The organism is Enterococcus sp. DIV0876, from assembly GCF_050529585.1.
Lineage (GTDB): Bacteria > Bacillota > Bacilli > Lactobacillales > Enterococcaceae > Enterococcus_D.
On record NZ_CP172882.1, the window covers coordinates 1,224,302 to 1,245,939 of the forward strand.

A 21,638-nucleotide genomic window follows, 5' to 3' on the forward strand; every position below is an offset into this window, starting at 1 on the left:
ATGATGACTTTAATAGAAAACGAATGGTTGAAATTGACGAAGAAAAAATCGACTTGGATCATGTTGGGGTTATTGGTCCTTTTAACCTTTGGGATCACGTATGTCGTTCGCCTCGGTGGTGCTGATATGAAGGCCAATGATCTATTCGTGTCTTTAAGTGAAATGACCTCCTTTTTGAACTTGATCGTGGTCATCGTGGCTGCTTCTTCTGTGGCAGAAGAATTTACCCGCGGTACAATCAAATTTCTGTTGATTCGTCCGTTCACGAGAACGCAGATTTTGGCTGCCAAAGCGATCAACATATTGTTGTTTGCTGGTTTAGGTACCGTATGCTTGATGCTGAGCAGTTTCATTGCCAGCAATCTTTTCTTAAGAGCAGAATCCCCGTTGGCGGCGACTGATTTCAATGGATTGCCAGCAGTCGTTGTTGCATTGGTATATGCAGCCACCAACTTATTGATGATTTTGTTTTATTTGACGTTGACCATGTTTATCTCTGCTGTGATCCGTTCCCAAAGTTTAGCTGTAGGCTTAGGAGTTGGGATGTTGTTTGGCAGCAGTATCATCAACTCATTGATGTTATTGGCTCTTGAAAAATATCCTTGGTTAAAATGGAATCCATTCAATATGATGAATATTCGTGATACGATTCCATCACTTTTGGGGAATCCACAGTGGTCAGTGGGGTTGGATACGGGATTAGGTTACGGGGAAATGGCTATCAGCTTGCTGGTTTACAGTTGTTTCATTTACTTCATAACAAATTGGTTGTTCAATAAGAGAGATGTCGCATTAAGCTGATATCAAGAGGGAAAGTTTTTGGATAAATCCTGCTTTCTCTCTTCCTTTTTGGTTTTTTTTCTAGTAAAATGATTCATTGAGAGTACAAGAGAAAGGAGAGATTTAGATGAATGTAGGAATCGTGATCGTGATCGCAGTTGTCGCGTTATTACTAGGTGCTGTTGGCGGCTTCTTTTTGGCGCGTAGATATATGCAAGATTATTTAAAGAAAAATCCTCCCGTTAATGAGGATATGCTTCGTTCTATGATGATGTCAATGGGTCAAAAACCTTCTGAGAAAAAAATTCGTCAAATGATGCAGCAAATGAAAAACCAAAAATAGGTTTTAGTAAAAACGGGCTGATTTTTTATCAGCTCGTTTTTACATGTTTTCACCCCAGTCAAAAGGCGTACTCGGGGAGTGTCTGCTCAAAGAAATAAATCTGAATTATCGGAAAAATGGCACGATTTATACAGGAGTGCCTCTGAAGAAATGGAGCGTGTTATGTCAATATTTAGAAAATTAGGCTGGTTCTTTAAAGAAGAAAAGAAGCATTATGCCCTTGGTGTTACCGCGTTGGTACTGGTTGCCATCGTTCAATTGGCACCACCCAAAGTCATTGGGATCATCATTGACGAGATTGCGGAAAAAGATATTTCTTTGCAAAGGATTTTCTTTTGGGTCATGATCTTGGTTCTGTCAGCTATCGCGCAATACATATTTCGTTTTATCTGGCGTACCCATATTTGGGGGAGTGCAGCCCGGCTAGAAAAAACGCTGCGGCGGCAGTTGTTTACCCACTTCACAAGAATGGATCACACGTTTTATCAAAAGTATCGGACAGGAGATTTGATGGCCCATGCCACCAATGACTTAAGCGCGATTCAAAATGTCGCTGGTGCCGGTATATTGACCTTTGCTGATTCTTTTATTTCAGGCGGTGCAACGATTATTGCAATGGTTCTTTTCGTTGATTGGCGCTTGACAGTGATTGCATTATTGCCTCTCCCATTTTTAGCTGTGATGGCGCGGGTGTTGGGCAGTAAGTTGCATGATGCATTTCGTGATTCTCAAGAAGCTTTTTCAACCATCAATGATAAAGCCCAAGAGAGTATCACAGGGATGAAAGTCATCAAAACCTTCGGTCAAGAAAAAGAAGACATAGTAGATTTTCAAGAGAAAATCGATCAGGCAATCGTCAAAAATCGGAAAGTCAATTTTTTGGATGCTTTATTTGATCCATTCATCACAATCATTATCGGTGTTTCCTATGTCTTAACGATCATTCTTGGTGGTAATTATGTTATGAACGGGACGATTACGATTGGGCAGCTGGTTTCGTTTATCAGCTATATTGGTATGCTGGTCTGGCCAATGTTTGCGATTGGTCGTTTATTCAATGTTCTAGAACGTGGAAATGCCAGCTATGACCGTGTAGCGGAGCTTTTGGCAGCAAAAAGTCATATCGTGGAAGCCAAAAACGCAATTTCTACCCCAGCAAAGGGGACTGTTGAAGTCGCGATCAAGACATTTCAATATGCGGCGGATGATTTCGCATTAGCGGATATTGATTTTACATTGGCGCAAGGCCACACATTAGGGATCGTTGGTAAGACTGGTGCAGGAAAGACCACATTAATGAAATTATTGTTGCGGGAGTATGATTCTTATCAAGGGAGCATTACGTTTGGTGGTATCAGTACCAAAGACTATTCATTGAATGCCTTATTAGGGGCGATCGGCTATGTCCCGCAGGATCATTTTCTGTTTTCGATGACCATTCGCGACAATATTCGCTTTGCCGTGCCGCGTGCCAGTCAAGAACAAGTTGATCAAGCAGCAAAGCTGGCAGCAGTTCATGAGGATATTCAGCAGTTTCCTGCAGGATATGACACAATGGTGGGAGAACGCGGAGTTTCTTTGTCGGGCGGACAAAAACAACGGCTATCGATTGCGCGTGCTTTGATCACTGATCCAGAGTTGCTGATTTTAGATGATGCACTTTCGGCAGTGGATGCAAAGACAGAAGAAGCAATCTTAGCGCAACTTAAAACCTATCGACAAAACAAAACAACGATCATCGCCGCGCATCGACTCAGCAGTGTTAAGCATGCTCAGGAGATCTTGGTTATCGATCAAGGACGTATCACAGAAAGAGGTACCCATGAATCTTTATTGGCTGCGAATGGGTGGTACAAAAAAATGTGGGATAAGCAGCAATTAGAAGCCAAAATCGAAGGGAGTGAGGTTTAATGCAAGAATCAGAATGGAGTAAATCAATTCCCTTCAAAGAACAAAAAACGATTATCAAGCGGATGTTTATTTTTGCCAAACCTTTCCGAAAAACATTTTATGCAGCAATCTTTTTTGCCTTGCTTTTATCTGTGGTCAATGTTTTACTGCCGCTGATCATTCAAACATTTATGGATGATTATCTGACCAATCAGACTGCAACGCAGCAAATCATTTATTTTTTTGCGGGACTGTATTTCTTTGGTGTTGTGATCAAGGCGTTGATTTGGTTCTTTCAATGGTTCTTATATTCGATGGGTTCATTGAAAACCTACCAATATGTTAGAACCAAATTATTCGAAAAATTACACACTTTAGGCATGCGTTATTTCGATCAGACGCCAGCTGGTTCGATCGTCTCTCGGGTCAGCAATGATACAGAAACATTGTACGAGTTTTGGTATGTGTTCTTGATGGTGCTGACCGGTGTCTTCGCGGTTGTTTCTTCATTTGCGGCAATGTTCAAGATCAATGCCAAAATCGCCTTGTTGAATTTGCTTTTTTTACCGATTTTAATGATCGTGATTTGGTATTATCAGAAATTTAGCTCTCGGATCTATCGTCAAATGCGGGAGAAATTGAGTCAATTAAACACCAAATTGAATGAGTCGATCTCAGGGATGCAGATTATTCAGCAGTTTCGTCAAGAAGCCCGTTTGAATGAAGAATTTGAAGCCACCAATGATGATTACTTGAAAACTAGATTCGCCATGATACGCACCAATGCATTGCTGTTGTCACCAATCATCAGTTTGTTATATGCGTTGGCCATCGCGTTATCTTTGTCGGTCTTTGGTTTTGATGCCATTACGTCGCCAATTGAAGTCGGATTGATTTTTGCTTTTACAACGTACATTCAAGGATTCTTTAATCCGATGACCCAAATGATGGACTATTTGAGTGTCTTTACCGATGGGATGGTAGCTGGCAGCCGTATTTTGAAAATCATGGATACTGAAGAATATGCACCACAGCAGCAACCAGATGCACACCAAACCATTACCAATGGAAAGATCGAGTTCCGCGATGTCAGTTTTTCATATGACGGCAAACATAACGTGCTGAACCATATTTCATTTATTGCCTATCCTGGACAAACTGTCGCATTGGTGGGCCATACTGGAAGTGGGAAAAGCTCGATCATTAATATTCTGATGCGTTTTTATGAATTTGGTGAAGGCCAGATATTGATCGATGACCATGATATTCGTGGGTTTAGTATGACCGAATTGCGAGAAAAAGTCGGTTTAGTATTGCAAGACGCTTTTATGTTTTATGGAGATATCGCGGATAATATCCGGTTACTAAATAAAGACATCTCCGAAGAACAAATCGAAGCAGCAGCCAAATTTGTTCAAGCAGATACTTTTATTCAAAAATTACCTGGCAAGTATCATGCCAAAGTGATCGAACGAGGGGCCAGTTATTCAAGCGGACAACGACAATTGATTTCCTTCGCACGAACAATGGTGACTGAGCCGAAAGTTTTGGTCTTAGATGAGGCCACTGCCAATATCGACACGGAAACAGAAGGTTTGATCCAAGAAGGATTGGCCAATATGCGACAAGGCAGAACGACTATCGCGATTGCCCACCGTCTATCGACGATCAGGGATGCGGAATTGATTCTCGTTTTAGACAAAGGATCGATCGTTGAGCGCGGTACCCATGATGAATTGTTGGTACAAGAAGGGCTTTATGCGGATATGTATCGTTTACAAGCAAGTGAAGTCTAGTTGGGCAAAAGACCATAAATTCTTTAGGATTTATGGTCTTTTTATAGCTGATAAATACAAAAAATATTGACAGCGTTTTCATGTTTTGCTATCATAAACACATTGAAACGAACAAAAGTCTTGCAGCAGCGTTCAAAAAATAAATTTATATATGACTATTTTGATTTGTTGTTGCGTATTTGGATATTTTCTGATGTTTGATGTGAAGAATTCTGTTTTGACGTTCTCTGTGATGTGGTGAACAATGAATTGATTTTTGACTGCGATTTTACGTTTTAATCAATATTGAAGTTCTGTTTTATTCTAATGAATTATGCATAAGTGCTTGTTCATTATTTTTTTTATTTTTTATGTTTACCGGTTAACTAAAACGGTAAACAAAAGGAGAGGAGAAATGTAAATTGAGTAGAAATCAAATGAATCTTAGATTTATTCGTTATAAACAACAAGTTCAGTTGGAATAAAAAAATTCTTTAATAAGTATTTATTTTTCCATGACAGAACAACAATAGTCGAAAATGAAAGATGAGGGATTTAATTATGGTAGAAATTATAATTGGTATTTTAATGATTGTTTCGTTCTTAGGAATGGTTTGGTATTGTGTTAAAGGATTTAATTTGATGGTTGGATTCTTTGTAATGGCAACCTTGTGGACATTATTTGCTTTTATCGGTAATGCGTTGAGTCCTGATTTAGAAGCATTAAATTTCGTTGATACGATAACAAATATTTATCAGACGGGGCCGGCTGGTTTTGCAAGTTCGATTTTGGTCAATATATTTTTTGGCTCCTTCTTTGGTCGCATCTTAATGGATACTGGGATTGCAGCAACACTGATTAGAAAGGTTGTTGAACTTGGTGGCGATAAACCAAGGATTACAATGACACTATTGTGCACAGTAACAGCGTTTTGTTTTACCTCAATGACCGGCATTGGTCCAGTGATCTCGATTGCGGTGATTGTCATGCCGATTTTACAAGCCTTGGGTATTCCAACAGCAATTGCTTTATTTGCTTTTATGGGTTCAATTATGGCTGGAATTTTTGCTAATGTAACAAACTTTGTGCAGTATCAAGGGATATTAGCTGCTTTACAGCCTGAAGGAAGTCAATCAATGATGGATTATGGATTTTCCGAGTATTTCACATTTGGAATGATTGCATTGGTTGTCTCATTGGTAGTGACATTAATATTTGCGCATATTGCTTTAAGCCGAGCAAAATCAACTAAGATCAAAGCATGGGCCTCAACACCTGGTGGAGCATCTGGAGAGGCTCCGTGGTACTCATGGGTTGCAGTGATTGCACCAGTACTACTTGTCGTGTTAGTTGATTTTCCGATCATTCCGGCATTTATTTTAGCGGCGCTTTATGCCTTAGTGACTTGTGGAAAGCTAAGAGGAGGGTTTGTAAATATTTGTCGTATGTTAGCTAAACAGTTTGCGGATGGGGCTGTTGACGTTGCACCACTAGTTGGCTTTTTGTTGGTGTTAGCGATGTTCAATTCAGCTGCTAGTTTGGCCGTTCCGTTTTTTGAACCTATCGTGGGTGGTTTTGTTCCCAATAGTACTGTTGCTCTTGCTATTTTATTTGCTATCTTGGCTCCACTAGGGTTTTTCCGTGGCCCTCTTAACTTAGTGGGATCTGGTGGGGCTGTTGCAGCAGTGATTTTAGCGGCAACGAACTGGGATTTGGCTTTCATATTTCCACTATTTGCAGTAGTAACGATTGCACCTCAGCACTTAGATATTACACAATCTTGGGTCGCTTGGGGATTAGGTCATCATAAAGTTGGATCTAAAGAATTTATGAAATTTTCAATTCCAGCTGGTTGGGTTTCAAGTGCTATCCTCTGTATCATTGCCCTTCTATTATTTGGTATGAACAGCTGATAATAGGGGACGAGAACTAACGAGTAAAACTGAATAGTATGATTTTTGAGGTAGGAGGAAAGCGGAAATGAGTGAATGTAGAAAAGTTAGAATGGGTATTGATGTAGGCGGTACCCATACCAAAGCAGTTGCTATCGATAATTTAACACATGAGATTATTGGAAAATCTAGCGTAAAAACAACGCATGATCACGAACGCGGTGTAGCAGCTGGAGTCGTTGAGAGTTTTCAAAATTGTTTGAAAGAAAATGATATTGATCCAAAAAGTGTGATTTTTGTTGCTCATTCAACTACACAAGCGACAAATGCTTTAATCGAAGGTGATGTTGCGGATATTGGGGTTTTTGGAATGGCACGTGGTGGATTTGAAGGATTTTTGGCAAAGCGTCAGCTGAAAATTGCAGATATTGTACTTGGAAATCAGCGATCAATCAAAATCATCAATGCATTTTCGAAGCTAAAGGGATTAAGTAAATCTAGCGTTGAGCAAATGATTGATGATTTAGTCAAGCAAGGATCAGAAGTGATCGTAGCAAGCATGGCATTTGGCGTAGATAATAATGACGCTGAAAACTTAGTAATGGAAATTTGCACAGAAAAAGGAATACCTTGTACAGTTGCTTCTGATATAACGAAGCTATACGGATTGACCAGACGCACAAGGACGGCAACGATCAATGCAAGTATTTTACCTAAAATGTTGTCAGTTGCGAATTTAACGGAAGTTTCTGTAAAGGAATCGGGCGTGGATGTTCCATTAATGATTATGCGCGGTGACGGGGGCGTGATGGAGATAGCTGAAATGAAAAAAAGGCCAGTTCTGACTATGCTTTCAGGTCCTGCAGCTTCTGTTATGGGTTCATTAATGTATTTACGCGCGTCTAACGGTGTTTATTTTGAAGTTGGGGGCACAACAACTAACATTGGTGTGATTAAAAATGGACGTCCAGCAATCGATTATTCTGTTGTAGGCGGACATGAAACATATATTTCCAGTTTAGATGTTCGGATCACTGGTTGTGCAGGTGGTTCAATGATTCGTGCTAATACCGCTGGTGTTGTTGACGTTGGACCTCGGTCTGCACACATTGCTGGTCTAGATTATGCTGTTTATTCTGACCCAATTAATTGGACCGGTGGAAAAGTAGAATATTTTAGCCCTAAAGAAGGGGATCCAGCGGATTATGTGGCAATTAAATTTGATAATGGAGAGCGAGTAACGATTACAAATTCCTGTGCTGCTAATGTTTTAGGATTAATCAAGCCTGAACATTTTTCATACGGAAATATTGAGGCAGCTAGAAAAGCAATTGGCGTTTTAGCAGAGCACTGCGGTACAACGATTGAAGATATCGCTACTCAGATCATGGAGCGGTCATATGCAAAACTAGAGCCAGTCATATTGTCATTAGCGGATAAATACAAATTAGAAAAAAGTCAAATTTCTTTAGTTGGCGTCGGTGGTGGTGCCTCATCTTTAATTATTTATTTGTCAGAAAAAATGGGTGTGAAATATTCGATTCCAGAAAATGCGGAAGTGATTTCGTCGATTGGTGTAGCACTAGCATTGGTGCGAGACGTTGTTGAACGTATCATCCCATCACCTTCAAAGGAAGATTTACGGTCGATCAAAAGTGAAGCCGTCAACAAGGCCATTGAGAGTGGTGCTACGCCAGAAAGTGTCGAGGTCTTTATTGAAATCGATCCGCAAACCTCTAAGGTTACTGCAATTGCAACAGGTTCAACAGAAGTCAAGACAACGGATCTTTTAGCAGAGGCCACGTTAGAAGAAGCGCAAGCATTGGCGGCTTCTGATTTAGGCATACAAACGAATGAAATTGATCTTTTGGAAAAGAGTGCTCATTTTTACGTATTTGGTGCGCGGGGTGCTTCTGGTGAAAATCCTGCGATTAGAATTCTTGATAAAAAAGGCTTTATCAAAGTACAACGTGCTTCTGGAAAAGTCATCAAAACGACCGCTGAAAAATATATGGAGGCAGTGGATCAATTGTGGGATGACTTGGCAATTTATCAGACAGAAGTTATTTTACGTCCAGATTTTTATATTTGTGCGGGTCCTCGTGTAATGGATTTTTCAGTAAATGACCTTGAAGCATTAATGTTATTGATTGATATCGAAATGTCTTCCCTAGATCCTAATGAAGAAGTGATGATATTGGCAGCGAATTCTCTATGATAATGAAAAGATTTTTATTAAAACAGCAAAGTATCGTTGATGTAGAACGATTAGAAATATGGTTTGAACATCTATTGCATATCGATGAGTTTAGTTGGGGGATGTTTGAATTTACCCAAGAAATGCTTCGCAAAAAAATTAGTGAAGAAGAAAAAAGAGAAATCATTGAAGAATCTATTTTATGTGGGCGATTTTGGGCAAATGAAATGCTGAAACAATTTGATCTGATGAGCTATGATCATGCAGACCGCTCAAGCTACTTAGCAAGTAGACTCGGACTAACCATTACCGAGAAATCTGTTAGACCCACCAAGTTTCGTATGGTATTTGCACAATTTATCACGGAGCGTTCAATTGAACTTATTGATGAACCTATCGCTGCTTACACGGAATTGACAAAAAATTCATTGAAGCTCCCAAAAACTGAGATTGTTCGAAGCCTTTTGATTGCGCATGAGATTTTTCATTATTTAGAAGAACAATATGGCAAAAATATGTACCATACGACAAAGACGATTGTGTTGTGGCGTTTTTTTCAATATGAGCATCGTTCGACGATTCGTTGTGCTTCTGAGATTGCAGCGATGGCGTTTGCCAAAGAGCTTTGTACTGCAAATTTTGTGCCTCAAATTTTAGATGTTTTGCTTTCTTATCCATTGGAGGTTGATTTTTCAAAAAGTATTTATGACAGGGTCCTAAAAGAAATGAATAGCGTTAACTTGGAGAATTATTAATTTTATGACATATTCTTTGAACTGCTGCGTTTGGTTGTTGTAGAAATCGTGCGAAACAACTGTCTTTGTTCATTTTTTAAAGCGTACATGATATAATTGGTCAACAGCAAAAAGCAAGGCGTGGATTGAATGGCAAATGAAAAAATCACCATAAAAATGGTCTCGGAAAAAGCAAATGTTTCAAAGACTACAGTATCTAGATATTTGAATGGAAAATATGAGTTTATGTCTGCAGATACAAAAAAGCGGATCGAAGAAGTGATAGAGGCGTTAGAATATCGCCCCAATGTGTTAGCTCAAGGTTTGAAAAACAATAAAACTGGCTTGATAGGCATCGTTGTTAGTGACATCACAATTCCTGAAGTAGCCCATTTAGTGAGGGGGGTCAATGACTATTGCATGCGTAAATCCTTTCAATTGATCCTGGTTGAAACCGATCACAAGAATAAATCTGCTCATGACCAAATCCAAGCGTTGATTGATCGACAAGTAGAAGGATTGATTATAGCGACAAATCATGATGATACATTTATTAAAAGTTTAAATGACCAAAAGATCAAAATCGTTCTTGCAGATTGCATGATTGATGGTCAGACGATCGATAGCGTTATCGTAGACAATGAGAAGGCTACGATTGAAATGATCCAACGTATGTATTCAGAGGGATTCGATAGAGTGGCTTATTTTACACCGCCAATCAATACCCCTAGCCAAAAGAAAAAGCTTGCTCTTTTTTTTAATAGTTCAAAGATTGCTATCAAAAATCCTGAACAACTCGTCTTTGAGATAGAAGAATTGCAAGATTCATTTGAAGCATGCAAAGAATCACTATTAAAATTGATAAATAAAAATCATGGATACCGGTTAGCGATTTTAGCAGAGAATAGTATATTGATGTATACTTTGACGAATGCCATCTATAGTTTGGGTTTACATATCCCGCAGGATGTTGCTATTGGCGGCTATGATGAATTAGGATGGAACAAACTATTTAATCGTGAAATGTCCGTGATTGAGAAGCCATCGTATGAAATTGGTTCATTGGCGGCTGAGCTTTTGGTAAAACGAATTTCTAAAGGGAAAACACAATATAGGCCAAAAATAATTGAAATACAACCTAAAATCAGAATGAGTGCTTCAACAAAAGTTAGTGATAACAGTTTTGATAAAATTGTCATCCGAATGAACCAAGAAAATGAGCCATATATCAAAAAAAATTATCGAAAACAAGATGACTAAAAATGTCTTGAGATGTTTTAACCAAAAATACAACGAATTCTTACCGCAACTCAGAGATCAGTCCTAAAAGTCATCTGAGTTGTGGTATTTTCATTGCTAGTCATTATTGACAATAAGAAAAAACCTTGCAGAGGCAATGTTTCACCTTTAATCATAGTGTGATTCATGAGTATTGTTCACTTTGTTATTCTGAATTTAGAATACAAATAAAAATGACTGATAGCGATTGACAGCGTTTTCTTGGTTTGATATAGTGAATATAAGAGATGGTTCTAATGGATAGTGATTGCTGACAGCAGCAAGCTAAACCTGATGAAGCGGCATTGTTTGTGTTGCGTTCATGGGGTTTTTTGTGCGTTTGGCTAAGCAGGATCTTAAAGGAGCAATGAAGTGGAGGGACACCATGATCATCAATAAGGTATTAAATAATAACGTTGTGATCACCAGTGACGAACACAAGAATGAAATGATTGTGATGGGAAGAGGTATTGCTTTTAAAAAGAAAATTGGAGATACGATACCCGATAATACAGTGGATAAAATCTATCGTCTGTCTAATCCAACCGTCTTGAATCAATTTCAAGAGTTGGTCGCAGATTTGCCTGTTGAATATCTTGAATTGTCCAATCAAATCATTGAATATGCCAGAAAAGAATTGGCGTCACCCATCAATGATACCATCTACATTTCTTTGACCGATCATATGCACAGTGCCATCGAACGTGCCAAAAAAGGTATTACTGTTAAAAATGTGCTGTTATGGGATATCAAACGTTTTTTTCCAGAGGAATATCGGATAGGGTTAAAAACAATCGAAAAAATCAGTGAAATTTATGGTGTGACCTTACCTGATGATGAAGCAGGATTTGTTGCATTGCACTTAGTCAATGCCCAGGCGGACAATGAAGACCAAGGTAATATTACGGCGTTGACACAAACAATGCAAGAAATCATCAATATCGTTACTTATTTTTTTAAAACAACTTTCGATGAAGATTCAGTTTACTTTTATCGATTCACCATGCATTTACGTTTTTTTGTATCACGTATGCTGAGTCACACGCAGCATACAGATGAAACAGATGAGGAATTGTTGGCAATGGTCAAACAAAAATACCATAACGGCTTTCAGTGCGTACAGAAAATCAACAAATTTTTGATCAATAAGTACGCATACCAGATGTCTAGCGATGAACAATTGTATTTAACGATTCATATTGCCCGTTTGGTGCAAAAGAATCGCTGAAAAAATTCAGAAAGGAGAAGTGCGGTTGTCAAATGACCGCAAAAAGAAAGCAAACAAAAATTTTGGATAGTGACATTCAGTTGGCTAAACCTTCAATCAAACAAATTGGAGGAAACAAAAAATGGGAAAATATCATGAACTAGCAGAGAAAATCGTTGCAAATGTTGGAGGGAAAGAGAACATCAATAGTTTGACGCATTGTATTACACGTCTGCGTTTCAAACTGAAAGATGAAAGTGTTGCACAAGACGAAGTGTTGAAAAACATGGACGGTGTCGTCACTGTGATGAAAAGTGGTGGTCAATACCAAGTCGTTATTGGTAACCACGTGCCAGATGTTTATACGGAAGTGGTCGATGTGGCAGGCATTAGCGGAGACAGTGAAGAAACAGCATCAGGCGGCAATTTGTTCAATCGATTGATCGATATACTAAGCGGCTGTTTCCAACCATTCTTAGGTGCGCTATGTGCTGCAGGGATGATCAAGGGACTCAATGCTTTACTAGTTTTTATTGGTACGATGGGGGTTTTTGAATATACTACAGCGTCCGGTACCTATGTGATGTTGAATGCAATCGGCGATTCTATTTTTATGTTTATGCCAGTGATTTTGGGCTATACATCTGCCAAAAAATTCCGACTTAATCCAATGGTCGGGATTGTGATTGGTTCAGCTTTGTGCTATCCAACGATTCAAGGCAGTGCCTTACAAGCTGCTTTTACAGCAACGGCTGCTGAAGGAGCAGCAGCGCCTTACAGTCTATTGGGGTTACCTGCATATGAAACCTTTTTAGGTATCCCATGGGTAGGTGCAACTTATACAAGTAGTGTCGTGCCGATCATCTTTATCGTTGCATTTGCGGCACAGATCCAACGTTTGGCTAAAAAAATGATTCCACCTGTTGTCCAGACTTTTGTTGTACCGTTTTTAGTTTTGTTGATTTCGCTTCCTGTTGGCTTTTTAGCTATTGGTCCTGTAATCAGTATGTTGACAGATTTATTGAGTACAGGATTTGAAGCATTGATGGCCTTCTCGCCAGTTGCATATGGATTGCTGTTAGGATTTTTCTGGCAAGTATTGGTCATTTTTGGGTTACATTGGTCGGTCGTTCCATTGCATATTATGCAAATCACTCAATTGGGTTACAGCCAAATTCTTGTTGCTTCTTTTGGGGCTAGTTTTGCACAGACAGCAGTAGTGATCGCGATGTACTTCAAACTAAAAGATAAGAAATTAAAGGCTTTATGCCCACCTGCTATTATTTCTGGTCTTTTTGGTGTAACTGAGCCGGCTATTTATGGGATTACTTTACCCAAGAAAATGCCGTTCTTTTTCTCAATGATTGGCGGCGCAGTTGCTGGAGCATTTTTGATGATCAATGGTACCACAAGTTATACGTCAGGAGGATTAGGCGTTTTTGGTATTTTCAATTATATTACGCCAGATGGTGATGCAAGTGGTATGTGGTTCTCAGTCATTGGTATTTTGATTGCAGCAGCGATTGGTTTTGGCTTGACGATGGCATTTTGGAAAGATGATACAGTTGAAGAAACGATAGTCGGAGAACCAATGATGACTGCGCGAAAAGAAGTGATCACCTCACCAATCGAAGGAACGATCGCACCATTAAGCAGTGCCCAAGATGAAGCTTTCGCTCAAGGGATCTTAGGTAAAGGGATTTTGATTCATCCAACAAAAGGGGAAGTTGTAGCACCTTTTGACGGTACGGTCATGACTTTATTCCCAACAAAACATGCGATTGGTTTGATTTCGGAAAATGGATTGGAACTATTGATCCATGTTGGTCTAGACACTGTCCAGCTGAATGGTGAATATTTTGAAGCCCATGTTCAGCAAGGGGACAAAGTGGTGAGAGGACAAAAATTATTGACCTTTGATAAAGATGCTTTGATCAAAGCGGGCTTCACGATCGAAACCCCCGTTTTGGTAACGAATGCAACAGATTATTTGGATATTATTGAATCTGATAAAAAAGAAGTTGTTTGTTCAGATGACCTGATCACTGCATTGGTATAAAAGAAAACCGATTGGTTGATTTGACCAATCGGTTTGTTTAATTTGGGAATAAAGAATCCTTGTAAAAAAGGTTCTTATCGTAATCAGGTTCGGCAATGATCGTTGAAGAAGTGGGCCGTTTATCATAGGCCATCCCAATATCGATCAAGTGTTGTAGATTCTTCTCATAATGCTCTGAGAACACGACCCCGTACAGCAAATCCAGCAGATAGCAGATCGACGTATTGATAGTGAAATTGGCGATTTTTGAGTACAGTCTTTCACGGGTCGTGATGTTTAAGACACAATTGCTGGTTTTTGCTAACGTGTTTTCGCCAATACTGGTCATGCCAATCATGGGTACCTGTTTTTTTGATAAAATATCGGCAACGATTTTGGTCATCTTGTTCTCACCCGTATAGGAAATCAAAATCACCGCTGTATCTTTCGTGCAATTAGAAGCTTCATAGGCACTTTCGCCAAAGGTATCACAAACAATTGCTGCTTTACCGAGGCGACGCATCTTCAAAACGAAGTCTTGCGAGATCAACGTATTGGCATTGCTGCCAAATATTTTGATGACCGATGCATTGAGCAAAATCTGTTTGGCTTTTTGGAGATTGTCATGATGGATCAGCGATAGCGTGTCTTCGATCGTTGTTTGTTCTAGTTTGGCGATCTTCTTGGCAATCGTCATAATGCCATCATGGGAACCAAAAGGAAAATTGGCGTCAACGTCAGTAAAATGGCTATTCATGTAGGTTTGTTCTTCGACAAAGGCCTTTTTTAGATCGACCCAGCCATTAAAGCCGAGTTTTTTCGCGATGCGAATAAACGTTGATGGATGGACATACGTTTTTTCTGACAATTCTTTAATGGTTTGATCAGACATTGCAGTTGGATGAGCCAATAAATAATCGATCAAAGAACGTTCTGCGGGTGCTAATTTGATTTGGCGCATTTTTTCTTGTAGTAACATAAGATTCTCCTTTTTTTACAAAAAAATAAACATAATTGTAAAATTGAAATGCGTAAATGATTTGGTGTAAATATGAAAATATAAAAATCCAGAGCATTGAAATACCATTATTACAACTATTGTAAATAAATTTTACAAAATCAACGAAGTAAATGCAATCTTTTGCAAACGCTTTTTCTAAATAAACGATTTACATTGTATTCAGTTATTCTATGAACGATAATAAAAGTGTAAATAAAACAGCAAAGGAGCAATACAATGACTAAAGGAATCAAGATCGCAACAATTGGCGGCGGCAGCAGTTATACTCCGGAGTTAATGGAAGGTTTTATCAAACGCTATGATGAATTACCAGTTCGTGAAATTTGGCTGGTGGACATCGAAGCAGGCAAAGAAAAATTAGAAATCGTAGGGAATATGGCGCAACGGATGTGGGATGCTTCTCCATATGATGTCAAGATCCATATGACATTAGATCGTGAAGAAGCATTGAAAGATGCTGATTTCGTCACAACACAATTTCGTGTGGGCTTATTGAACGCACGGGTCAAAGATGAACGGATCCCAGCATACTATGGCATGATTGGTCAAGAAACCAACGGACCAGGGGGAATGTTCAAAGCTTTCCGTACAATTCCGATTATTTTAGACATCGTTGAAGATATGAAGCGGCTATGTCCGAATGCATGGTTGATCAACTTCGCGAATCCTAGTGGAATGGTGACAGAAGCCATCGTTCGTTATGGAAAATGGGATAAAGTGATTGGTTTATGCAATGTACCTGTCATGGCAACGATGATCGAGCCAGCATTGATCGGCAAAGAACCAGATGAATTGATCTACAAATTTGCTGGGTTGAATCATTTCCACTGGCATAAAGTAGCCGATGCGCACGGCAATGATGTGACAATGGATATCATTGACAAAATGTATGAAGAAGACAATGGGTTGCCAAAAAATATCTTTGATGTACCGTTTTATCGTGAGCAACTAGAGCAAATGAAAATGATTCCTTGCGGCTACCACCGCTACTATTACCGCCAAGAAGAAATGCTGAATCATGCGTTGGAAGAGTATAAAACGATTGGTACCAGAGCGCAGCAAGTCAAGCAAACAGAAGCAGAACTGTTTGAGCTTTATAAAGATCCAGCGCTAGACCACAAACCAGAACAGCTACAAAAACGTGGTGGGGCTTATTACTCTGATGCTGCTTGTGAAACGATCGCATCTATTTACGCCAATAAAAATACCCAAATCGTTGTTTCTACCAAAAATGAAGGGGCAGTACCAGATCTGCCAGCAGATTGTGTTGTGGAAGTCACTGCGTATGTCGGTGGCCAAGGGGCACGCAATGTTGCGTTTGGAGAATTGCCAACCGCTGAAAAAGGCTGGCTGCAAGTGATGAAGGCCATGGAATTGTTGACGATCGAAGCAGCAGTGACTGGCGATTACAACACTGCCTTGCAAGCATTTACGATCAATCCGTTGGTACCATCAGGTGAAACTGCAAAACGTGTCATGGATGAATTATTCATAGCGCATAAAGCACATTTGCCTAATTTTAAAACAACCATCGAACGTTTAGAAAATGAAGGCATCGAAGTACAAGATGAAGTGGCTCGTGATTTAGATCGAGAACTTGTAAAATAGACAGAAAGCAGGAATAAATAAATGGCATTTAGAAAAGACTTTTTATGGGGTGGCGCAACAGCTGCCAATCAATGTGAAGGCGGATATAATGAAGGCGGCCGAGGCTTAGCAAACGTAGACGTCGTCCCAATTGGTGAAGATCGGTTCCCAGTGATCACGGGACAAAAGAAAATGTTTGATTTTGATGGTGAACACTTCTATCCAGCAAAAGAAGCAATCGATATGTACCATCGTTACAAAGAAGACATCGCATTATTTGGTGAAATGGGCTTCAAAACCTATCGATTGTCGATTGCGTGGAGCAGAATCTTCCCATTAGGTGATGAAACAGAACCGAATGAAGAAGGCTTGAAATTCTATGAAGATTTATTCAAAGAATGTCATAAATATGGTATCGAACCGTTAGTGACGATCACGCACTTTGATTGTCCTATGCATTTAGTTGAAAAATACGGTGCTTGGCGTTCTCGTGAGCTAGTTGGTTTCTACGAAAATCTATGTCATGTGATTTTCAATCGCTATAAAGGGCTTGTCAAATATTGGTTGACATTCAACGAGATCAATATGATTTTACATGCGCCGTTCATGGGGGCAGGTCTTTATTTTGAAGAAGGCGACAATGTTGAACAAGTCAAGTATCAAGCAGCCCATCATGAATTATTGGCTTCTGCGATTGCAACAAAGATTGCCCATGAAGTCGATCCAGAAAACCAAGTCGGGTGTATGTTGGCTGCAGGTGCCTACTATCCATACACAAGCAAACCCGAAGATGTGTGGGCATCTCGACAAGCTGACCGTGAAAACTATTTCTTCATTGATGTTCAATCTCGTGGAGAATACCCGCAATATGCTTTGAAAGAAATGGCCCGCAATGGAATTGAAATCAAGATGGAAGAGGGCGATCTTGAATTATTGAAAGCCCATACGGTTGACTTCATTTCATTCTCTTATTATTCTTCAAGGGTTTCAACAACAGATGCTGAATTACTTGAGCAAACAGCTGGCAATATTTTCGCTTCTGTCAAGAATCCATATTTGGATGCGAGTGAGTGGGGCTGGCAAATCGACCCATTAGGATTGCGGATCACTATGAATGATATTTATGATCGCTACCAAAAACCTTTATTCATCGTTGAAAACGGCTTAGGTGCAGTTGATACACCAGATGCAGATGGATATGTGGAAGATGATTACCGCATCCAATATCTTGCTGAGCATATCCAAGCGATGAAAGATGCAGTTGAAGAAGATGGCGTTGACTTGTTGGGATACACAACTTGGGGTTGTATTGATTTGGTTTCTGCTGGAACAGGTGAAATGAAGAAACGGTATGGTTTCATCTATGTTGACCGTGACAATGAAGGCAACGGGACATTGGAACGGACGAAGAAAAAATCATTTGATTGGTATAAACAAGTCATTGCTTCAAACGGTGAAGATTTATCGAATAATTAATTGAACATGCTGCAACGCTTATTCTTTAAAAGAACAGGCGCTGCAGTTTTTTTTAGACTGGGAAAGACGCGTAAGCATAATCAAAGTGTGGAGAAGAATGGCATCATCATAAAAAAAGAGTGACAGACATCCAAAATCTGCTCACTCTTTTTCAATCTTTTTAAAAACTTTTAAAGAACTTTTTCGATGCTATCCGTCATTTTTATTGGGTTTGTTTGAGGAGCAAAACGTTCAACAACATGACCTTGGCGGTCTATCAAGAACTTGGTAAAGTTCCATTTGATGGCTTTGCCTATAGTGCCAGGTGCCTCTTCTTCAAGGTATTGGAACAAGGGATCTGCTTGTTTGCCATTGATGACAGTCAATTGATGCATAGGGAAATCAACGCCATAGGTGGTGCGACACGCCTCTGCAGCCTCGCCAGCAGTAGCGACCTCTTGCTTGAATTGATCGGAAGGAAAACCGAGAATGATCAACCCTTGTTCTTTATAAGTATCATACAGCGTCTGCAAGTCTTTGAATTGGGGACTCAATCCGCACTTTGTGGCAGTGTTGACGATGATCATTGGCTGTCCTTGATAGCGGGACAATGGATAAGATTCACCTTGTTCATTGGTTACAGTAAAATCATAGATTGACATAGAAAAAACTCCTTTTCAAATCTGTCGTTGATACAAGTATAAGACAAAAAATCAAAAATAACCAAAATTATTTCCTCTTTTTGATCACTTTCCTTTGTTGCAGACTATAAAAAAACTGCAGCTGATATACAAGCTGCAGTAAAGTTCTTTACACTTCAGAAATGGCTTCGGTCTCGGATCCTTGAGGATGTACCACTGATTTTGTTTTCCAGACACCAGAATGCCAGCGATAGATCATTAAGACGCTTCGCAGCGCTTCATCAATGGCGTAAGCAATCCAAACACCGATCAAACCAAATTTAAAGACAATGGCGAGTGAATAAGAGAAGGGCAGGCTGATGACCCATAAGACCACCAGACTACAAATAAGTGGAAATTTAACGTCGCCACTGGCATTTAACGAGCCGACTAGGATCATGTTGACAGCGCGAGCCGTTTCTAGAACGATCTCAACCAAGAAAACGCCTTTTGCAATCTCGATTACGTCTTGATTGGTGGTAAAAATGCCCATGATTGGTTCAATGAAAATATAAGTCAGCAGGCAAATCACCACCGAAGCTATGATGCCAATCACCATTGTACGCATACCGCGTTTATGGGCCCGCTCAAATTCACCAGCACCGACATTACGACCAATCATGATTTGATTCCCTTGGCTCAATGCAGACGCAATTAGATAAACAAACTGGGTAATAGCAGTTACGTATGATTTTGCAATCAATACACTGGAACCAAGTTGTGCAACGATCATTGTGACAACCACTTGTGCACCTTGGTATGACAATGATTCACCGGATGAAGGCAGTCCATAAGTTAAAATGTTTTTCATCATTGGCCAAGAAACATGTTGCCAGCGCGCAGATAAGACAGAGAAATTCACGTGTTTTTTCAATAAATAAGCGGCAACGATCAAGCCAATCGTATTCCCAAAGACACTTGAGAATGCCAAGCCTGTGACACCGAAGTTCGGTAGACCAAAGGGACTGTATAAGACGAAATAATTGCCGATAACAGCAAGAATACTCGCAAACATTGGGACCAATAAGGCGGGTTTGGTGAAACTGTGGCTGCGCATCACAGCGATGATCACAGCTGTCAATGAGGAGATAAACAGACTTCCACCATAGACCTGCAAATAGCCGCGGCCCAAGTCGACAAGTGCCGTTTCCAGACCCATAAAGCGTAGCAAGTAAGTTGACCCAAAAATAAACATGAGACTAATCAGAATACCTAAAAACAAGGAACCAAATAAAGCAGTATTGATCACAGCAGGGATTTTGTTTCTTTGTTTGGCACCAATCAATTGGGCAATGATAATTTGCGTACCAACAGTAATAAAGCCATAAATAAAGACAGTTAAATTTAATAACTGATTGGCTGCGCTCACAGCAGCGACAGCAGGTTCGGAATAATGCGAAATCATCCAGACGTTGACATTGCCAATGACTACCCGTAAAAATAGTTCCACGAAAATTGGCCAACTAAGGAAGAGCAGTTCGCGATCAGACATACCTAAAAGTTTTTTCTTATTCAATTGTAAGGACTCCTTATTTTCTATATAATAGGTGTATCGTGAAAATTTTACAAAATTTGAAAATAAAGTCAATGTAATTTTCAAAATAAAATACCGGAATATCTTATTATTTTTTGTAAGCAAATCAGTTGAAAGAATTTGCTTTTGAAAGTAAAGTATGGATAGTTCCAAAATGGAGGGAATATTATGTATGATGTAATTATCATCGGTGCGGGTCCTGCAGGCATGACCGCAGCACTTTATGCGTCACGATCAAACTTATCGGTTTTGATGATTGAAAGAGGTGCTCCTGGCGGCCAAATGAACAATACTGCTGAAGTTGAAAACTATCCTGGTTTTGAATCGATCATGGGACCAGAATTGGCCTTTAAAATGTATGAAGGTGCCATCAAATTTGGCGTTGAAAATGCGTATGGCATCGTCCAAAGTATCAATGATCAAGGTGCATTCAAGGAAGTCGTTACAGAAGATAAAACCTATCAAGGAAAAACGGTCATTATTGCAACAGGGTGTGTACATAGAAAATTAGGTGTCAAAGGCGAAGAAGAGTTTGCCGGTCGGGGCGTTTCTTATTGTGCGGTTTGTGATGGCGCATTTTTCCGTAACAAACGCTTGATCGTTGTTGGCGGTGGTGATTCAGCAGTCGAAGAAGCGATATATTTGACACAATTTGCATCAGAAGTAACCATCGTTCACCGTCGTGATGAACTGCGTGCACAAAAAATCATTCAAGACCGCGCTTTTGCCAATGAAAAAGTTTCATTTATTTGGGACTCAGTAGTAGAAGAAATCGTAGGAAATGATATGGTTGTGACTGGTGTGCAAATCAAGAACGTCAAAACTGGTGAAGTATCTGAAGAAGCTGCTGGCGGTGTCTTTATCTATGTCGGTTTAGATCCGTTGACTGAACCATTCAAAGCCAGTGGCATCACCAACGATGCTGGTTGGATCTTGACCAATGATCAAATGCAAACCACGATTCCAGGTGTCTATGCAGTTGGCGACGTTAGAGAAAAAGGACTACGCCAAATCACAACAGCTGTGGGAGATGGCAGTATCGCAGGACAACAAGTCTTCGACTTCATCGAAACCCAAAAAGATATCGAGATCGTCAAATAAAATAAATGAACAAGCTGTTATTTTAAAAACTTTTGAAGTTTTAATAACAGCTTGTTTTATTTTGCGCATGGTTATTCTTTGCGAATGTTTAAAGTAGTGTTATACTATTTTTAAAGTGATAGAAA

The 21,638-nt window shown here is 39.7% G+C and carries 16 protein-coding genes; 13 read left to right on the top strand and 3 right to left on the bottom strand.

From position 1 onward, the window contains the following. The 10 genes from IGI41_RS05695 to IGI41_RS05740 all read left to right on the top strand — a co-directional run bounded on the left by IGI41_RS05695 (position 1) and on the right by IGI41_RS05740 (position 14,156). Positions 1–801: an ABC transporter permease gene (locus tag IGI41_RS05695; RefSeq protein ID WP_430612095.1), complete on the top strand. Its 801-nt coding sequence runs from the start codon at positions 1–3 to the stop codon at positions 799–801. A gap of 106 nt (positions 802–907) precedes the next feature. After that, complete coding sequence (locus tag IGI41_RS05700) at positions 908–1,123, top strand: YneF family protein (RefSeq protein ID WP_054114665.1); 216 nt, start codon at positions 908–910, stop codon at positions 1,121–1,123. Between the two features lie 162 nt (positions 1,124–1,285). Further along, entirely contained in the window at positions 1,286–3,034 is a 1,749-nt protein-coding gene (locus IGI41_RS05705) for an ABC transporter ATP-binding protein (protein WP_430612098.1), read from the top strand. Then, positions 3,034–4,809 carry an ABC transporter ATP-binding protein gene (locus tag IGI41_RS05710; protein ID WP_430612100.1) on the top strand — a complete coding sequence of 592 codons (1,776 nt, stop codon included), beginning with the start codon at positions 3,034–3,036 and terminating at the stop codon, positions 4,807–4,809. The genes IGI41_RS05705 and IGI41_RS05710 overlap by 1 nt, the downstream gene beginning before the upstream one ends. Positions 4,810–5,349: 540 nt before the next feature. Next, positions 5,350–6,702 (top strand): SLC13 family permease, encoded by a 1,353-nt coding sequence (locus IGI41_RS05715; RefSeq protein WP_430612102.1) that lies wholly within the window; start codon positions 5,350–5,352, stop codon positions 6,700–6,702. 67 nt (positions 6,703–6,769) lie between these two features. Continuing rightward, entirely contained in the window at positions 6,770–8,899 is a 2,130-nt protein-coding gene (locus IGI41_RS05720; RefSeq protein WP_430612104.1) for a hydantoinase/oxoprolinase family protein, read from the top strand. A 2-nt stretch (positions 8,900–8,901) separates the two neighbouring features. Beyond that, positions 8,902–9,633, top strand: a complete 732-nt coding sequence (locus IGI41_RS05725) for a hypothetical protein (protein ID WP_430612106.1) — start codon at positions 8,902–8,904, stop codon at positions 9,631–9,633. Between the two features lie 129 nt (positions 9,634–9,762). After that, positions 9,763–10,872 carry a LacI family DNA-binding transcriptional regulator gene (locus IGI41_RS05730; RefSeq protein WP_430612108.1) on the top strand — a complete coding sequence of 370 codons (1,110 nt, stop codon included), beginning with the start codon at positions 9,763–9,765 and terminating at the stop codon, positions 10,870–10,872. A 403-nt stretch (positions 10,873–11,275) separates the two neighbouring features. Continuing rightward, positions 11,276–12,118 (top strand): BglG family transcription antiterminator LicT, encoded by an 843-nt coding sequence (licT, locus tag IGI41_RS05735; RefSeq protein ID WP_430612110.1) that lies wholly within the window; start codon positions 11,276–11,278, stop codon positions 12,116–12,118. Positions 12,119–12,239: 121 nt separating this feature from the next. Further along, complete coding sequence (locus IGI41_RS05740; protein ID WP_430612112.1) at positions 12,240–14,156, top strand: beta-glucoside-specific PTS transporter subunit IIABC; 1,917 nt, start codon at positions 12,240–12,242, stop codon at positions 14,154–14,156. Between the two features lie 37 nt (positions 14,157–14,193). Here IGI41_RS05740 and IGI41_RS05745 read toward each other — a convergent pair whose 3' ends face one another. After that, positions 14,194–15,114, bottom strand: coding sequence for a MurR/RpiR family transcriptional regulator (locus IGI41_RS05745; protein ID WP_430612114.1), 921 nt, complete (start codon positions 15,112–15,114; stop codon positions 14,194–14,196). Positions 15,115–15,372: 258 nt separating this feature from the next. Here IGI41_RS05745 and IGI41_RS05750 point away from each other — a divergent pair, with 258 nt between their 5' ends. Together IGI41_RS05750 and IGI41_RS05755 are read left to right on the top strand one after the other, a co-directional pair. Continuing rightward, on the top strand, positions 15,373–16,764 hold the full coding sequence (locus IGI41_RS05750) for a 6-phospho-beta-glucosidase (RefSeq protein ID WP_430612116.1): 1,392 nt from the start codon (positions 15,373–15,375) through the stop codon (positions 16,762–16,764). 21 nt (positions 16,765–16,785) lie between these two features. Continuing rightward, entirely contained in the window at positions 16,786–18,219 is a 1,434-nt protein-coding gene (locus tag IGI41_RS05755; RefSeq protein ID WP_430612118.1) for a 6-phospho-beta-glucosidase, read from the top strand. A 170-nt stretch (positions 18,220–18,389) separates the two neighbouring features. Here IGI41_RS05755 and IGI41_RS05760 read toward each other — a convergent pair whose 3' ends face one another. After that, a complete protein-coding gene (locus IGI41_RS05760) occupies positions 18,390–18,860 on the bottom strand; it encodes a glutathione peroxidase (RefSeq protein ID WP_430612120.1) in 471 nt (156 codons plus the stop codon). A 148-nt stretch (positions 18,861–19,008) separates the two neighbouring features. Continuing rightward, positions 19,009–20,394: an MATE family efflux transporter gene (locus tag IGI41_RS05765; RefSeq protein WP_430612122.1), complete on the bottom strand. Its 1,386-nt coding sequence runs from the start codon at positions 20,392–20,394 to the stop codon at positions 19,009–19,011. Between the two features lie 186 nt (positions 20,395–20,580). Here IGI41_RS05765 and trxB point away from each other — a divergent pair, with 186 nt between their 5' ends. Continuing rightward, positions 20,581–21,513 (top strand): thioredoxin-disulfide reductase, encoded by a 933-nt coding sequence (gene trxB / locus IGI41_RS05770; RefSeq protein WP_430612124.1) that lies wholly within the window; start codon positions 20,581–20,583, stop codon positions 21,511–21,513. Positions 21,514–21,638 lie beyond the last annotated feature (125 nt).

Coding starts and splice junctions, on each gene's coding strand:
- IGI41_RS05695 (WP_430612095.1), top strand. CDS start 1: ATGATGACTTTAATAGAAAACGAATGGTTGAAATTGACGAAGAAAAAA.
- IGI41_RS05700 (WP_054114665.1), top strand. CDS start 908: ATGAATGTAGGAATCGTGATCGTGATCGCAGTTGTCGCGTTATTACTA.
- IGI41_RS05705 (WP_430612098.1), top strand. CDS start 1,286: ATGTCAATATTTAGAAAATTAGGCTGGTTCTTTAAAGAAGAAAAGAAG.
- IGI41_RS05710 (WP_430612100.1), top strand. CDS start 3,034: ATGCAAGAATCAGAATGGAGTAAATCAATTCCCTTCAAAGAACAAAAA.
- IGI41_RS05715 (WP_430612102.1), top strand. CDS start 5,350: ATGGTAGAAATTATAATTGGTATTTTAATGATTGTTTCGTTCTTAGGA.
- IGI41_RS05720 (WP_430612104.1), top strand. CDS start 6,770: ATGAGTGAATGTAGAAAAGTTAGAATGGGTATTGATGTAGGCGGTACC.
- IGI41_RS05725 (WP_430612106.1), top strand. CDS start 8,902: ATGAAAAGATTTTTATTAAAACAGCAAAGTATCGTTGATGTAGAACGA.
- IGI41_RS05730 (WP_430612108.1), top strand. CDS start 9,763: ATGGCAAATGAAAAAATCACCATAAAAATGGTCTCGGAAAAAGCAAAT.
- licT (WP_430612110.1), top strand. CDS start 11,276: ATGATCATCAATAAGGTATTAAATAATAACGTTGTGATCACCAGTGAC.
- IGI41_RS05740 (WP_430612112.1), top strand. CDS start 12,240: ATGGGAAAATATCATGAACTAGCAGAGAAAATCGTTGCAAATGTTGGA.
- IGI41_RS05745 (WP_430612114.1), bottom strand. CDS start 15,114: ATGTTACTACAAGAAAAAATGCGCCAAATCAAATTAGCACCCGCAGAA.
- IGI41_RS05750 (WP_430612116.1), top strand. CDS start 15,373: ATGACTAAAGGAATCAAGATCGCAACAATTGGCGGCGGCAGCAGTTAT.
- IGI41_RS05755 (WP_430612118.1), top strand. CDS start 16,786: ATGGCATTTAGAAAAGACTTTTTATGGGGTGGCGCAACAGCTGCCAAT.
- IGI41_RS05760 (WP_430612120.1), bottom strand. CDS start 18,860: ATGTCAATCTATGATTTTACTGTAACCAATGAACAAGGTGAATCTTAT.
- trxB (WP_430612124.1), top strand. CDS start 20,581: ATGTATGATGTAATTATCATCGGTGCGGGTCCTGCAGGCATGACCGCA.